A 15,635-nucleotide genomic window follows, 5' to 3' on the forward strand; every position below is an offset into this window, starting at 1 on the left:
CGCTACAACCAGATCCGACTCCACTCCGGAATTGCCTACCGCACACCGAACGAGGTAGAGTCCGAGTGGTTCACGACAAACAGCGCAGCCTAAAACACCAAAAAGACGCCTGTCCGAAAACCTTACAGCCCCTCAGGTCGGCTCCGCCAGGTCATGCGGTGGGGAACACGCAGCCCTTCCCCCCACTGGAGGCCTCCCCAGCCGCTTTTCAGCTTTTCGCTTTTCAGCTTTTCGCTTTTCAGCTTTACGCTTTTCAGCTTTACGCTTTTGAGCTTCACGCTTCGCTGCTCACAACAAGAGCAAGGAAAGGGCTGACCGGGCCGGCACTCTCCCCCGAATGCCGGCCCGGTCAGCGGTTCGGGTGGCTTCCCCCCCTGGCATCCCCCTCCAAGAGCCACCCGTGCACGCTCATCCGCTTGTGCGTTGATCAGCGCGCGAGTCCCAAGTTCCCACGACTTCGCATTGGCGAGCTAAACATCCGCTAAACCTCGGTGGTCAAGCCCCGGCCAACCCTTCAAGGGCCGTTCGGACCAACATGGCCCGCGGCGAGCCCAGCCGTTCGAACAACCGGAGGGACTCGGCCAGCTCCGCTTGGGCCGCGACCCGTTCCCCCCGCTTCGCCAGCACCTCGCCGAGCACCTGCCGCCCGAACGCCTCCTCGAACTGCATGGACCCGCCCCGCGCCAGCTCGACGCCCTGCCGCGCGTGCTCCTCCGCCTCGGCCAGCAGGCCCAGTTCGGTGTACATCTCGGCCAGGTTGTTCACGGCCAGCACGTACGCCCGCTCGTCGCCGTTGCGGTGGTGCACCTCCATCGCCTGGAACTGGTGCTGCGCCGCCGTCTCCAGCTGTCCGAGGCGTTGTTCCACCTGGGCCAGGTTGTTCAGCACGGTGGCCTCGCCCAGGGCGTCGCCGTCGCGGCGCGCCAGTTCCACGGCCTCCCGGTAGTACGTCAGCGCCTCCTCCAACCGACCCTCCGCGAACAGCGCGCCGGCCAGTTGGTCCAGCGTCATCACCAGGTACCTGGGCTCGCCGATCCCCTTCGCGATCCGGTGCGCGCGCTCGGCGTCGGGCAGGGTCCCCCGCACCGCGCCCGCCCGCCAATTGATCTTGAACATCGCGTTCAGGACCAGCATCTCGCCGCGCCGGTCGCCGCTGACCCGGGCCGCCGCCAACCCGAACTCCGCGATCCCGTGCCAGTCGCGGCTGACCACCCGGGCCACGCAGTAGGTGTGCACGAGCCGGACGAGCTGCCAGACCTGTTGGTGCAGACCGGCTTCCGCGCCGGCGTGCACCAGGGCGATCAGGTTGGGCCACTCCTTGTCGTACCAGGACAGGGCTTGCGCCGCGGTCGCCGGGCGGGGCGCGGTCGGGTCGACCGACGCCAGGTCCAGCCCGTCACCGGACGGGCGGATCAGCCGACGGGCGTGGTCGCACGCCGCCAGGTAGTGGTCCATCAGCCGGCGCAACGCGGCCGTGCGGCGGCCGGCGTCCTGGTCGCCCAGCACCTCCCGGGCGTACAGGCGCACCAGGTCGTGCAGGACGAACCCGCCGCGCCACTGCTCGACCAGCAGGTGCGCGTCCGCGAGGTCGGCTAATCGCGCCGCGGCCGTTCCGAGGTCCGTCCGGCAGAGGGCGGCGATGGCGTGCGGACTGACCCAGCGGCCGGGGACGAGTCCCGCGGCCCGAAACGTCTCCGCCAGTTCCGGCGGCAGGTTGCGGTAGGACACCGCGAGCGCCCGCGCCACGCCCACGCCGGTGTCCGCCAGGTCCAGCGCCCGCAGCCGGACGTCGTCGTCGGACAGTTGCGCCACCAGCGACTCGACCGTCCACTCCGGACTGAAAACGAGCTTGGCGGCGGCGATCCGCAGCGCCAGCGGCAGGTTCCCGCACAGCTCCGCGAGCATCCGCATGGCCACGGGTTCCTGTTCGGACAACGGTTTGCCGACGACCTCGTCGACCAGCCGCACCGACTCGTCCTCCGACAGCGTGTCCAGCGTGAGCATCCGGGCCCCGTTGGACACCACCAGCGACTCCAGCCGCCGCCGGGACGTCACCAGCACCACCGACCCCGCGCCGGGCGGCAGCAGCAGCCGCACCTGCTCCGGGTCCCACGCGTCGTCCAGCACCACCAGCACCCGCCGCTTGGCCAGCACCGACCGGTACAGCCCCACCCGGTCGTCCAGGTCGCGCGGGACGCCGTCCGCGGGCACCCCCAGCGCCAGCAGGAAGCGCCCCAGCACCTCGGCGGGCGCGACGGGCTCCCGGTCCGGCGCGAAGCCGTTCAACGGGGCGAACAGCAGCCCGTCGGGGAACTGCTCGGCGCGCCGGTGGCCCCACGTCACGGCCAGCTCGCTCTTGCCGATGCCGGGCGCGCCGTTGACCACGGCGATGGTCGTGGCTCCGGTGTCGCGGCCGTCGCACAGCCGGTCCAGCCAGGCCAGTTCCTCGTCGCGCCCGATGAACCCGCTCGCCGCCGCCGGCAGCTGCGCCGGCACCACGACCCCCGGCCGGGGCGGCAGCGTCGCCGGCTCGGCGAGACCGCCGGCCCGCAGCGCCGGGTCGTCGCGCAGCACCTGCTCGTGCAGCACGCGCAGCTCGGGACCGGGGTCGATGCCCAGCTCGTCCACGACCCGGCGGTGGAAGCGCTGGTAGGCCTCCAACGCGTCGGCCCGCTGCCCGGACCGGTACAGGGCGCGCATGATCTGCCCGACGAACCGCTCCCGGAACGGGAACTCCCCCACCAGCTGCCGCAGCTCGCCCACCAGCTCCAGGTGCCGCCCCAGTTCCAGCTCGGCCTCGATGCGCTCTTCCAGTGCGGCAAGCCGAAGCTCGTCGAGGTCGGTGGTGATCGGCTCGCCCGGCACGTCGGCCAGCACCGGCCCCCGCCACAGCCCCAGCGACTCGCGCAGCAGCTGCGCCCGGATCGGCGCCGGCTTGCCCCGCGCCCCGGCCACGAGCCGGCGCGCCCGGTGGAAGTCCAGCCGCCACGGGTCGACCGCGAGCTGGTAGCCCGGCGGGGTGGTCAGGATGCGCGCGGACCCGGCCGGGTCGGCCTGCTCCAACATGCGCCGCAGCCGGGACACGTAACCGTGCACGATGGTCCGGGCCGTGGCGGGCGGCTCGTCCTCCCACAGGCAGTCCACGATCTCGTCGATGGGGACGACCCGGTTGGCCTCCAGCACCAGCATCGCGAGCAGCCCTCGCATGCCCTTGCGGCCGATGACGAGCTGTCGGCCGTCCGCGAGCACCTGCAAGGGCCCGAGGACACCGAACTCCAGCCCGCTCCTGCTCCGGTCAGCCATGCCCCTCCCCCGCCTCCAGCTACTGCCCAGTCACTCACATCAGGTGCGCCGGGCGGCGTGTTGGATACCTGCCAGTAGATGTTGTTTGCTCAACTAGTCGCCGCTCCCATGACCGGACGACCCCGCGACGGCTAGGGTTTTGACCCCGGACGACGCAGGTGCAGGAGGGCAAGTTGCCGCGCGAGCCGATGAGCGTGGTCGACCGTGGCGCCGCCTGCTTGCTGGGCGGCGCGCTGGGTGATGCGCTGGGCGCGCCCGTCCAGTACCTCGGGTGGGCGGACATCCAACGAGACCACGGGCCCGAGGGTGTCCTGGAACCGCCGCGCCCCGCTCTGGTGACCGACGACACGCAGCTCACGCTGTTCACCGCGGACGGCTACCTGCGGGCGTGGGTGCGCGGGCACACGACCGGCGAGTGGGAGCCGGTGGAGATGGTGTGGCAGAGCTACCGGCGCTGGCTGACCACCCAGCAGGTGGCCGCGCCGGACCCGGGCGCGACCGGGCTGGTGGGCGACGAGCGGCTGTACTCCAGCCGGTCGCCGGGCCTGACGTGCCTGCGCGCGCTGGCCGCCGACAGCCCGCCGACGCCCGAGGAGCCGCACAACGAGTCCTCCGGGTGCAACGGCGTGACCCGGACCGCGCCGGCGGGCTTCGCGCCGACCGCCGAGATCGCCTACGACCTGGGCTGCCGGTTCGCGGCGCTGACCCACGGCGGCACCGGCGGCTGGGTGGCGGGTGGCGCGTTCGCGTTGCTGATCCACCTGCTGGCGGTGAAGGCGCGGCCGTTGCGGGAGGCGGTGGACCAGGTCATCGGGCGGGTCCTGCGCGACGACCCGTACACGGCGAACACGCTGAACCGGGCCGTGCTGTTCGCCGACGAGCACCGGGCGCTGGGCTTCGAGTCGGTCCGGGTGGACCGGTTGGGCAGCGGGTGGACCGGGCCGGAGGCGCTGGCGATCGCCGTCCACACGGTGCTGGTGCACCCGCGGCGGTCGGAGTTCGTGGACGCCGTGCGGGCGGCGGCCAACCACTCTGGCGGCAGCGACGCGACGGCCGCGTTGACCGGCAACATCCTGGGAGCGCTGCACGGGACGGCCGCGTTGCCGAGGGATTGGCTGGCGGGCTTGGAACTGGTGGACCTGCTGACCCGCCTGGGCTCCGACCTGGGCCACTCGGTGGTAGGCGCGGACTTCGACCACTCGCGCTACCTGTAGTTCCCGCTCGCTTACCGCCGGCTCCGGTCACCCGCTCCCGAATGCGGGTGACCGAAGCCGACCCTCCGCGCGATCGAACGCCGGGGCACGCCCCGAGCACGAAACCCGGCTGACCTGCGCGGAGAAGGGAAAACCCGTGCCGGAGACCGTAGCAGAGCGCGTGCGCACCATCACGCCCGGCCCACCTCCTTAACGTCGTGAAGGAGTCAGGCACCATCGTTCGCCGTGGGTCTGGGACGGGACGCGATCGTGCGCGCGGCACTGGCACTGCTCAACGAGGTCGGCTTGGAAGGCCTGACCCTGCGCCGCCTGGCCGACGCGTTGGACGTGCAGGCCCCGGCGCTCTACTGGCACGTGAAGAACAAGGCCGAACTGCTGGACGGCATGGCGGCGACGATCATCGAGGACGCGCTGCGCGACGTGGAGGCGCCGAGGCGCGGCGAGTCGTGGGTGGACTGGACCGCCGACTGCGCCCACCGCCTGCGCGACACGATGCTGGCCTACCGGGACGGTGCCCGAGTCCTGTCCGGCACCTACCTGACCCACACCACCGGCCGCCCGCTGGAGTTGGCCCTGCGGACGCTGTGCGACGCGGGTTTCTCCCTGCGCGACGCGGCGCGCGGCATCAGCACGGTGTGGGCGTACGTGCAGGGCTTCACCATCGAGGAGCAGTCCCTCCCACCCCGCGACCCAGACGCCACCCGCCACCCCTTGGCCGCACACGCCGTGGCGGAACTGACCAAAGACGCGGACGACCGCTTCGAACACGGCCTGCGCCTACTCCTGTCGGGCCTGCGCCTGTCCCGCTTCGGCGGCTGAACATGCCCGCAACGCCCCACCTCCGCACACCTCAGGCCGCACTCACCCCACCGCGCAGGCCATCTCCGGCCCACGCCCGCCTCCCCGGCCACAGCTCCCCACCCCGCCCGCGCCCAACCCACCCCGGCGGCCCGCCGACGCAGATTTCCGCAGGCCGCTTCCCACCCCGGCACCAGCGCGAAGCCCACGCCGCCGAACACCACCCGCGCCGACTCCGCCCCACCCGCGCCGACTCCGCCCCAGCCCGCGACTCCGCCCCAGCCCGCGACAACCCCAACCCGGCAGCTGACCATGCCCGCAGGCGTACGCGCACTCACCGCGCTGCTCATCACCCTCGACGGCCACCCCGACACCACCAACCTGGGCGACCTGGCCATCCAAGCCGTCCGAACCGCCCCACGCGACGACCCCGCCGCACTCGCCGAACTGGCCGAAGTCGCGGGCTGGATTCTGTTCGAGGAAGAACGCCAAGCCGAGGCCCATGCCCACAACACCCTCGCCCTAACTCTTTCACGCCACTCAAACATCCACGAGACTGAAATACTTACTTTGCTGAACAGTACTTTTCAGCGGTTTCGGGTGGGAGAGCTGAAGGAAGCGCTCGGGCTGGCGGAACTGGGACTGGAGCGGGCCCAGTCGCCGAAAGTGAGAGCGATGTTCGCGTTGCGCCAAGCGCGAGTGTTCTCGCGCCTTAAAGACGAGCGTGCCGCCTTCCAAGCACTCGCCCGAGCCCAGCAAGTACTCGAAGACGACCCCACCGCGCCCCCCTGGGCCTGGTGGATCGACGAGACCGAACTCAACGGCCACCGCGCCGCCGTCCTGGCCAACCTCGGGTACCTCGAAGAAGCCGCCCTCCTCTTCCCGCCCGACGACGGCCTGCGCTTCCGCGAAGTCCTCCAAGCCATGCGGTACCGGACCCTGGAAGCGCTGGGTGAGTGGCACCAAGGACCTCCCACCTTCACCAGTCCGCGAGCGCGTCAGACGGCTACCGGCATCCCCGGAGTCCGGTACACGCGTTCCGCCGCATCCACCGCATAAACCTCGCACCCCTCCTGCGCAGCCGCCCAGGGAATGCCGTCCAAACCCATCGCGAAGGCGGCAGTGGCAGTCGCGTCGGCGACCGTCAGCGTCGGCGCACAAATGGTCACGCTCAGCAAATCCGTCACCGGCCGACCGGTGCGCCCATCGAGAATGTGATCGCCGCGTTCATTACTGCCGGAGGTCGCCACGGCACCCGACCCCACCTCCAGAACCGTGCACAACCGGTCAGCAGCCAACGGGTGGCGAACGCCGACGCGCCAAGGAACACCAGAACGCGCACCGACCACGACATCGCCACCGGCGTTCACCACGAACCGGTCCGCCGTCAGCGTGTCGGCGGCCCCCTGCACGGCCCAGCCCTTCACCACCGCGCACGGGTCCAGCCCACGGCCGGGAAGGCGCACGTCGAACGCACCCCCGGTCGCCACCCGGTAGTGCTCGCACAAAGCGAGCACGTGCGCCAACTCCGCACTCACCTCGAAACCCGCCCCCAGAACCCGCCACCCCGGAACCCGCCAACCCGGAACCCGCCACCCCGGCGCGACCCAACCGGGACACCTCGCTCCCGGGCTTGAACGGGGTGAACCGCTCGTCCACCTCCCGCAACCACGCGAACGCCCGGTCAACCCCGTCCGCCACGCCCTCCACCCGCACGGACACCGGCAGACCCATCACGTGCTCGACGCGTCGCACGGCCTCAGCCCTTCGCATCGATCGCGGCCTGCAACGACCGCACGTACGCCTCGCTGGTCGTCGTCGCCCCCGACACCGTGTCGACCTCGGCGCTCTGCGCGGACAGCGTCTCCTCGATCAGGACGGGCACCGCCTGCCGGGTCGGCGCGCTGCTCGGCTGCTTGGCCGGCGCGGGGAGCTGGACGGTCGTCACGATCGGCACTCCTGTTCGGCTGGGGGGTGACCTCGTCGAGCCTGTGGGCGGGAGCTGTGCCTGTCCTGTCGCCGACCTGTCGGCTCCCTGTCGATCGGCGCGGGGGTTCGGCCCGCCGCGCGGGGGTGGCGCACCATGAGCACGTGGACAAGGGCAACGCGGTTCGACTGCTCGTCGTGGACGACGAGCCGCACATCGCCGACCTGGTCGCGACCGTCGCGCGGTACGAGGGGTGGCAGGCGACCACGGCGGGCAGCGGCGAGGCCGCGCTGGCGACGGCCGCCGACTTCCACCCCGACATCGTGGTGCTCGACCTGATGCTGCCCGACCTGGACGGGTTCACCGTGCTGGACCGGTTGCGGGCGTCCGGCGCGATGGTCCCGGTGGTGTTCCTGACCGCCCGGGACGGCACGGCGGACCGCGTCGCGGGCCTGACCCGGGGCGGCGACGACTACCTGGTGAAGCCGTTCTCGGTGGAGGAGCTGATGGCGCGGCTGCGGGCGGTGCTGCGGCGCAGCACCGGGCCGCAGTGGAAGCGGTCGGTGCTGAAGGTGGCGGACCTGGCGCTGGACGAGGACACCCGCGAGGTGCGGCGGGGCGGGAAGCTGGTGATGCTCACGCCCACCGAGTACGAGCTGTTGCGGTACCTGATGCGCCGGTCGCCGGCCGTGCTGACCAAGGCGCAGATCCTCGACCACGTGTGGGAGTACGACTTCGGCGGCCGGTCCAACGTGGTCGAGCTGGTCGTCTCGCACCTGCGGCGCAAGCTGGACGTCGGCCGCGAGCCGTTGATCCACACCGTGCGCGGCGTCGGGTACGTGCTGCGCAGGGCGCCCGACTGATGCGGTTCACGGGGTACCGGCGGTTGGCGCTGGGCACGCGGCTGGCGCTCGGACTGGGCGTGTTGGCCCTGGTGGTGTTCGCCGTGGTCGGCACGGTGATGGCGGGTCGCATGGAGGCCTACCTGGCGGCGAAGCTGGACGAGCAGGTGGGGCGGTCGCAGCAGGACCTGGAGAAGGAGATCCACCGGACGGGCAAGCTGACCAAGAACGTCTACGGGTGGTTCGCGGCGGTGTACCGGGTCGAGGGCGGTCGGGCGACGCTGGAGCCGTCGTCGGTGCAGCCCGACCCGGAGCTGCCGGCCGACCCGAGCGAGCTGGCGGAGGTCGCGGCGGCGACGACCGGGTCCGAGCCGGTGTTCCGCACCGAGTACCTCAAGGGCCACGGCACGTACCGCTTGCGCGGCTGCCCGTTGGGCAACGGCCAGGTGCTGGTCAGCGCCGCGCCGATGAACGACATCACCACGACCGTCCGGCAGCTGGTGCTGGTCGAGGTGGCGACGTTCCTGTTGGCGCTGGTCGCGCTGGTGGTGGCCGGGCGGGCGGTCCTGCGCCGGGGCTTGCAGCCGTTGAGCGACATGGCGAAGACCGCGCGCGCCATCACGTCCCACGACCTGACCGACTCGGCCCGGCTGCCGGTGCGGGCGGCGGGCGGCAACGGGGGCGTCGAGGTCGAGGAGCTGCGGACGGCGTTCAACACGATGCTGGAGCACATCGACACGTCGCTGGCCGCCCGGACGGCCGCCGAGCAGCGTCTGCGCCGGTTCGTGGCGGACGCGTCGCACGAGCTGCGCACCCCGCTGACGTCGATCCGGGGGTACGCGGACCTGTTCCGCTACGCGGCGGCGAACGCGCCGGAGGAGCGCGAGGCCCACCTGGAGAAGCTGCGCTCGGAGGCGGCGCGGATGAGCGTCCTGCTCGACGACCTGCTCCTGCTGGCCCGCCTGGACTCGGCGGAGGCCGAAACCCCGGTCCGCCCGGAGGACGACGACCTGGCGCGCCTGGTCCGCGACTCCGCCGACGCCTTCGGAGCCGCCCGCCCGGACCACCCGCTGACCGTGACCGCGCCGGGGTCCCTGCCGCTGCGCTTCGACCCGATGCGCCTGCGCCAGGTCGTGGACAACCTGCTGACCAACGCGGCCACGCACACGCCGGCGGGCACGGCGGTGTCGGTGTCGGTGGGGGTGGAGGGCCGGTTCGCGGTGATCCGGGTGACGGACTCGGGTCCGGGCATCCCGGCGGAGGACCAGCCCCGGATCTTCGACCGGTTCTACCGCGTGGACGACTCGCGGACGCGGGGCAGCGGCGGCAGCGGCCTGGGCTTGGCGGTCGTGCACTCGTTGGTCGCGGCGCACGGGGGGACGATCACCGTGGACAGCCACCCGGGCTCGACGACGTTCACGATCAGGATCCCGAGGTGAGGGCTGCCGCCCCCGACCCGCGAGGCCGCGTCGGCTCGTCGCGTCGCCTTTCGCTCCGATCACGCTTCCCGATCGGGGCGAAACGCGGCGCGACGAGCCGACTTCCCGGCGGCCGGGCCCGCCGCGACGAAGTCGCGGCCGTCGAACACTGAGCCGGTGAGGGGACTTGAACCCCTAACCTTTCGCTTACAAGGCGAGTGCTCTGCCAATTGAGCTACACCGGCGCGGCGGATGCGCCGGGGACATCGTAAGCGCCCGCACCAGGTGCTACCTGCGGCGAACGGTCTGCTCAGGGTGTCCCGGCGTTGGTCCGTCCGGAGGTCGGCAGCCCGTCCGAGTGGCCCAGCCAACTCCCAAAACCGCTGGCCAGCGGCATCAACAGAGTTGGACGCTGGGTGATCGACTCACCCGCACCGGGGACCCCGCCCGGGGGTGGCGCATCACACAGCCGCGGATGTGACACCGTCGGGCGTGGCTAAACCGTGATCCGCGAGGAGGACCACCACCAGTGAGGCTGCGGCGCAAGCGGTACCGCGACCCCAGGACCGTGCCCGACCTGTGGCAACCCGTCGAGGGGCCGGCGCTGCCGGACGACTCGACCGTCCACCTGGTGCTCGACCTCGCCCTGCGGGTCGGCGAGGTGCAGTTGGCCAGCGGCGCGGGGGCCGCCGACGCCACCGCGACCGTCATGGCCGTCGCCGACGCCTACGGGCTGCCGCGCACCGAGGTGGACGTGACGTTCACCTCGATCACCGTGTCCTGCCACCGCGGCACCGAGGCCGCGCCGGTCACGTCGCTGCGCGTGGTGCGCAGCCGGGGCCTGGACTACACGCGCCTGGCCGCCCTGGAGAACCTCATCCGGCGGATCACGGACGGCGACATCAGGGCCGCCGACGCCTACGCCGAGCTGGACCGGATCACCAAGCAGCCGCACCCCTACCCGCGCTGGGTCGCCACGCTGGCCTGGGCGGGCATGGCGGGCGCGGTCGCGTTCCTGGTGGGTGGCGGGCCGCTGCTGGCCCTCGCCGCCGCGCTGGTCACGGCCGTGATCGACCGGGTCGGGCGGCTGCTCAACCGGCGTGCGCTGCCGTTCTTCTTCCAACAGGTCGTCGGCGGGGCGCTGGCCACCGCGGCGGCTGCGCTCATGTACGCGACGGACGCGGTGCCGGAGGTGCGGCCGTCGCTGCTCGTCGCCACCGGCATCGTGGTGCTGCTGTCCGGGTTGTCGCTGGTCGGCGCGGTGCAGGACGCGATCACCGGGTACAACGTCACCGCCGCCGGCCGCCTGATGGAGATCGCGCTGCTCACCGCGGGCCTGATCACCGGCATCGCCCTCACGCTGCGCGCCGCCGTGCAGTTCGGGGTCCGGACCTCCATCGCCGACCCGTTGCCGCCGCTGATCTCCGACGTGCCGGTCCAGTTCGCCGCGGGCGCGGTGACCTCGGCGTTCTTCGCGCTCGCCGCCTACGCGCCGCTGCGAGCGCTGCCGATCGCCGCGGCGGCCGGCGCGGTCGGCACCGGCACGTACGGGCTGCTCGTGCTCACCGGCACGAACGTGATCACCTGCTCGGCGGTCGCCGCGACGGTGGTCGGGTTCGGCGGCGCGGTGGTCTCGCGCCGGCTGCGGACGCCGCCGCTGGTGGTGGCGGTGGCGGGCATGGTGCCGCTGCTGCCGGGCTGGACCACCTACCGGGGTCTTTACCAGCTGACCGTCGAGGCCGACGCGGGCGGCCTGTCCACCCTCGTGCTGGCCGCCGGCACGGCGTTGGCGCTGGCCAGCGGCGTGGTGCTGGGCGAGTTCCTGGGCCGGCCGGTGCGCACGGGCCTGAGCCGGCTGGAGCGGAAGCTGGCCGGGCCCCGGTTGTCCGGCCCACTGCGTCCCGCCAAGCGCCGGGTCGAGTGACCACCCACTCGGGGGTGACGTTGCTCCTACCTCCGTGAACACCGTGTGACGGAGACCGCTGCCGGGCATTCCGGAACCACCCCAGCCACTACCCTCGGTGGCGGGCGCACCAACCGTGAATGTCGCGACAACCCGCGGCGGTTCGACACAGGAGGCGTTACCAAGGTGGGCATTGGCGAGAACGGCGCGGATTTTCTGGTCGTGGCTAACCGCTTGCCGGTCGACCTGGAGCGCCTGGAGGACGGCACCCAACGCTGGAAGCACAGCCCCGGTGGCCTGGTCAGCGCCCTGGAGCCGTTCCTGCGCTCGCACAGCGGCGCGTGGGTCGGCTGGCCCGGCGTCGCGGACGCCGAGGTCGAGGCGTTCGAGGAGGACGGCCTCCAGCTGCACCCCGTCGCGCTCAGCTCCGCCGAGGTGCGCGACTACTACGAAGGCTTCTCCAACGGCACCCTCTGGCCGCTCTACCACGACGTCGTGGCGCCGCCGGCGTTCCACCGGCGGTGGTGGAACGCCTACGTCCGGGTGAACCAGCGGTTCGCGGACGTGACGGCGAAGGTGGCGGCGCAGGGCGCCACCGTGTGGGTGCAGGACTACCAGCTCCAACTGGTCCCGGCGATGCTGCGCGAGCTGCGGCCGGACCTGCGGATCGGGTTCTTCCTGCACATCCCGTTCCCGCCGGTGGAGCTGTTCATGCAGCTCCCGTGGCGCACCGAGATCATCCGCGGCCTGCTCGGCGCGGACCTGGTCGGCTTCCACCGGCCCGGCGGCGCGCAGAACTTCCTGTGGCTGGCCCGCCGCCTGGTCGGGCTGGAGCCCAGCCGCGGCGCGGTCGGCGTGCGCACCCGGCCGGGTGTCGTGCAGGTCGGCGACCGCACGGTGCGGGTCGGCGCGTTCCCCATCTCGATCGACTCGGCGGGTCTGGACGCGCTGGCGCGCAGCAAGGAGGTCCAGGCGCACGCGAAGCAGATCCGCGAGGACCTGGGCCGGCCGAAGAAGATCCTGCTCGGCGTGGACCGGCTGGACTACACCAAGGGCATCGACGTGCGGCTGCGCGCGCTGCACGAGCTGCTGGAGGACGGCCGGGTCGACCCGCGGGACGTGACCATGATCCAGCTCGCGACGCCCAGCCGGGAGCGGGTCGAGCACTACAAGCAGATGCGCAGCGAGATCGAGCAGGCGGTGGGCCGGATCAACGGCGAGTTCTCCACCGTCGGCCACACGGTCGTCCACTATTTGCACCAATCCGTAGATCGGCGGGAATTGACCGCTTTCATGACCGCCGCGGACGTCATGGTCGTGACGCCCGTCCGAGACGGCATGAATCTGGTCTGCAAGGAGTACGTGGCCTGTCGCTACGACCTGGGCGGCGCGCTCGTGCTGTCCGAGTTCGCCGGCGCCGCCGCCGAGCTGACCAGCGCTTTCCTGGTGAACCCGCACGACCTCGACGGTGTCAAGAACGCCCTGGAGGCAGCCCTAACGCTGGATCCGGCGGAGGGTCGCCGTAGGATGCGCGCGCTGCGCCGCCAAGTCCTCACGCACGACGTCGACCGTTGGGCTCGCTCGTTCCTTGACGCCTTGGGTACGCAGAGCGCAATCTGAATCAGTTCAGCCTATCTGAATCAGTTCAGACCCTGCAACCGACCTGTCCCACCGAGTCTTGAGGAGGGGCGTTGACCGCCGAAGCCCTCCCCGCCGATCTTCGCCGTGCGATCGTGCAGCTGGCCCGGACACCGCGCCTGCTGGTCGCCTGCGACTACGACGGGACACTGGCTCCGATCGTGGCCAACCCCGAGGACGCCCGCCCGCTGACCGAGTCGGTGGGCGCGCTGCGCTCCCTGGCCGGTCTGCACGAGACCACGACGGCGGTGATCTCCGGACGGGCGCTGCGCGACCTCGCGACGCTGTCCCGCCTCCCGTCCGAGGTGCACCTCGTGGGCTCGCACGGGTCGGAGTTCGACGTGGGCTTCGTCCACGCCCTGGACGCCGACGCGAAGGCCCTGCACCGGCGCCTGGAAACCGCGCTTGAAACGATTGTGGACGGCCACGACGGCGTCAGCCTGGAGGTCAAGCCCGCGAGCATCGCGGTGCACGTCCGGCGCGCCGAGCAGGCCGTCGGGGACCGGGTGCTCGACGCCGTGCGCAGCGGCCCGAGCACGTGGGACGGCGTGCAGGTCACGGAGGGCAAGGCCGTGATCGAGCTCGCCGTCGTGCAGACCGACAAGGGCCACGCCCTGGACGTGCTGCGGCACCGGGTGTCCGCGACCGCGTCGATCTTCGTGGGCGACGACGTCACCGACGAGAAGGCGTTCGCCCGGCTGTCCGGGCCGGACGTGGGCATCAAGGTCGGCGACGGCGAGTCGCTGGCCGAGTACCGCATCGACGACACCGTGGACGTGGCCACCGTGCTGGCGTTCCTGTTCGAGGAGCGCAAGAACTGGCTGCACGGCGACCAGGCCGTGCCGATCGAGCGGTTGACCATGCTCGCCAACGAGCGGTCGGTCGCCCTGCTCACCCCCGACGCCCGGCTGAACTGGCTGTGCCACCCGGAGCCGGACTCGGCGGCGGTGTTCGCCGACCTGCTCGGCGGCCCGGCGGCGGGCCACTTCTCGATCAAGCCGGAGCACGGGTCGCTGCCCCTGGGCCAGCGGTACGTGCCGGGCACGATGATCGTGGAGACCCGCTGGTCGCGGCTGCTGGTCACCGACTACCTCGACCACGACCTGGCCTCGCACCGCACCGACCTGGTGCGGCGCATCTCCGGCTCGACCAACGCGGTGATCACCTTCGCGCCGCGCCCGGAGTTCGGGCAGGTGCCGGTGCGGCTGCTGCGCGAGCGCGACGGCCTGCGCGTGGTCGGCACGTCCGACCCGATGGTGCTGCGCTCGCCGGGCGTGGACTGGCAGATCACCTCCGACGGCATCCAGGAGACGGCCACGGCCGTCGTGCGGCCCCGCGAGGGCGCGCCGGTGCTGCTGGAGCTGCGGTGCGGCACGGACGACCTGTCCGAGGCCACGCTGGGCGAGGCGGAGCGGCGGGCGCGGGCCGGGTCGTTCTGGTCGGACTGGGCGGCCACGCTCAAGCTGCCGCCGGTCGAGACGGACCTGGTGCTGCGCTCCGCGCTGACCCTCAAGGGCCTCGTGCACCACGACACCGGCGCGATCATGGCCGCCGCGACCACGTCGCTGCCCGAGGAGCTGGGCGGCATCCGCAACTGGGACTACCGGTACTGCTGGCTGCGCGACGCCGCGCTGACCGCGCAGGCCCTGGTGTCGCTGGGGTCGCTGGGCGAGGCGGAGGCGTTCCTGGGCTGGGTGCACGGCGTGCTGGCCACGCTGCCCGGCCCCGAGCGCCTGCACCCGCTCTACACGCTGCAGGGCACCATGCTGGGCGCCGAGGCGGTCATCGACACCCTGCCCGGCTACGCGGGCTCCCGGCCCGTGCGCGTGGGCAACCTGGCCAACCAGCAGGTCCAGCTCGACGTGTTCGGCCCGGTCGTGGACCTGGTGGTGCAGTTGGCCGCCGCGCGCGGCTCGCTGACCGACCCGGACTGGAAGATGGTGCAGGCGATGGCCGAGGCCGTCGCCCGCCGCTGGCACGAGCCCGACCACGGCATCTGGGAAGAGCGCCACGCGCCCCGCCACCACGTGTACTCCAAGGTCATGTGCTGGGTGACCCTGGACCGCGCGGTGTCGCTGGGCGAGACCTACGGGCGCGAGATCGACCCGTCCTGGCCGGTGCTGCGCGACACCATCGCAGGCGACGTGCTCAAGCACGGGTGGAGCGACGAGGCGCAGTCGTTCACCACGGCCTACGACGGCGACGACCTCGACGCGGCGTCCCTGCACGTCGGCCTGACCGGCCTGATCGACCCGGCCGACGACCGCTTCCAGGCCACCGTCACCGCCATCGAGGCGGAGCTGCGGTCCGGTTCCACGGTCTACCGCTACCGGCGCGACGACGGCCTGCCCGGCGACGAGGGCGGCTTCCACCTGTGCGCGGCGTGGATGATCGAGGCCTACCTGCTCACCGGGCGGCGCACGGAGGCCGAGGAGCTGTTCGCGCAGATGGTCGACGCGGCCGGCCCCACGGGCCTGCTGCCCGAGGAGTACGACCCGATCGCGGAGCGCTCCCTGGGCAACCACCCGCAGGCCTACAGCCACCTGGGCCTGATCCGCTGCGCCCAGCTGCTGGCGGCCCTGCCGTAGGTGC

The 15,635-nt window shown here is 72.1% G+C and carries 9 protein-coding genes, 1 tRNA gene and 2 pseudogenes; 8 read left to right on the forward strand and 4 right to left on the reverse strand.

The window, feature by feature from the left end:
• Nucleotides 1–495 precede the first annotated feature (495 nt).
• Entirely contained in the window at nt 496–3,303 is a 2,808-nt protein-coding gene (locus ABD126_RS20690) for an AfsR/SARP family transcriptional regulator (RefSeq protein ID WP_343935506.1), read from the reverse strand.
• Between the two features lie 188 nt (nt 3,304–3,491).
• Here ABD126_RS20690 and ABD126_RS20695 point away from each other — a divergent pair, with 188 nt between their 5' ends.
• The 3 genes and pseudogenes from ABD126_RS20695 to ABD126_RS20705 all read left to right on the forward strand — a co-directional run.
• The gene (locus ABD126_RS20695) at nt 3,492–4,517 is read left to right on the forward strand and encodes an ADP-ribosylglycohydrolase family protein (RefSeq protein WP_343935507.1); all 1,026 of its coding nucleotides are present in this window, start codon (nt 3,492–3,494) and stop codon (nt 4,515–4,517) included.
• A gap of 225 nt (nt 4,518–4,742) precedes the next feature.
• Nucleotides 4,743–5,336 (forward strand): TetR/AcrR family transcriptional regulator C-terminal domain-containing protein, encoded by a 594-nt coding sequence (locus ABD126_RS20700; protein ID WP_343935508.1) that lies wholly within the window; start codon nt 4,743–4,745, stop codon nt 5,334–5,336.
• Between the two features lie 54 nt (nt 5,337–5,390).
• A pseudogene (locus ABD126_RS20705) lies at nt 5,391–6,374 on the forward strand (NsdA family TPR-like regulatory protein); the annotation flags it as partial.
• Here the strand turns inward: ABD126_RS20705 and ABD126_RS20710 are convergent.
• Nucleotides 6,314–6,853, reverse strand: a complete 540-nt coding sequence (locus ABD126_RS20710; RefSeq protein WP_343935510.1) for an FAD:protein FMN transferase — start codon at nt 6,851–6,853, stop codon at nt 6,314–6,316. The pseudogene ABD126_RS20705 and the gene ABD126_RS20710 overlap by 61 nt on opposite strands.
• Before the next feature lie 221 nt (nt 6,854–7,074).
• Nucleotides 7,075–7,203: pseudogene (locus ABD126_RS20715) on the reverse strand (FMN-binding protein); the annotation flags it as partial.
• A 203-nt stretch (nt 7,204–7,406) separates the two neighbouring features.
• Between ABD126_RS20715 and ABD126_RS20720 the strand changes: the two are divergent.
• Nucleotides 7,407–8,105, forward strand: a complete 699-nt coding sequence (locus ABD126_RS20720; protein ID WP_343935511.1) for a response regulator transcription factor — start codon at nt 7,407–7,409, stop codon at nt 8,103–8,105.
• Complete coding sequence (locus ABD126_RS20725) at nt 8,105–9,523, forward strand: HAMP domain-containing sensor histidine kinase (protein ID WP_343935512.1); 1,419 nt, start codon at nt 8,105–8,107, stop codon at nt 9,521–9,523. The genes ABD126_RS20720 and ABD126_RS20725 overlap by 1 nt, the downstream gene beginning before the upstream one ends.
• 151 nt (nt 9,524–9,674) lie before the next feature.
• Here ABD126_RS20725 and ABD126_RS20730 read toward each other — a convergent pair.
• Nucleotides 9,675–9,747, reverse strand: a tRNA-Thr gene (locus tag ABD126_RS20730).
• 284 nt (nt 9,748–10,031) lie between these two features.
• Between ABD126_RS20730 and ABD126_RS20735 the strand changes: the two genes are divergently transcribed.
• The 3 genes from ABD126_RS20735 (at nt 10,032) to otsB (ending at nt 15,631) form a co-directional block, all read left to right on the forward strand.
• A complete protein-coding gene (locus tag ABD126_RS20735) occupies nt 10,032–11,426 on the forward strand; it encodes a threonine/serine exporter family protein (RefSeq protein ID WP_425542852.1) in 1,395 nt (464 codons plus the stop codon).
• A gap of 165 nt (nt 11,427–11,591) precedes the next feature.
• A complete protein-coding gene (locus tag ABD126_RS20740; RefSeq protein WP_343935513.1) occupies nt 11,592–13,025 on the forward strand; it encodes an alpha,alpha-trehalose-phosphate synthase (UDP-forming) in 1,434 nt (477 codons plus the stop codon).
• A 71-nt stretch (nt 13,026–13,096) separates the two neighbouring features.
• Entirely contained in the window at nt 13,097–15,631 is a 2,535-nt protein-coding gene (gene otsB, locus ABD126_RS20745) for a trehalose-phosphatase (protein WP_343935514.1), read from the forward strand.
• Nucleotides 15,632–15,635: the final 4 nt, after the last annotated feature.

This window comes from Saccharothrix mutabilis subsp. mutabilis (genome assembly GCF_039521145.1).
GTDB lineage: Bacteria > Actinomycetota > Actinomycetes > Mycobacteriales > Pseudonocardiaceae > Actinosynnema > Actinosynnema mutabilis.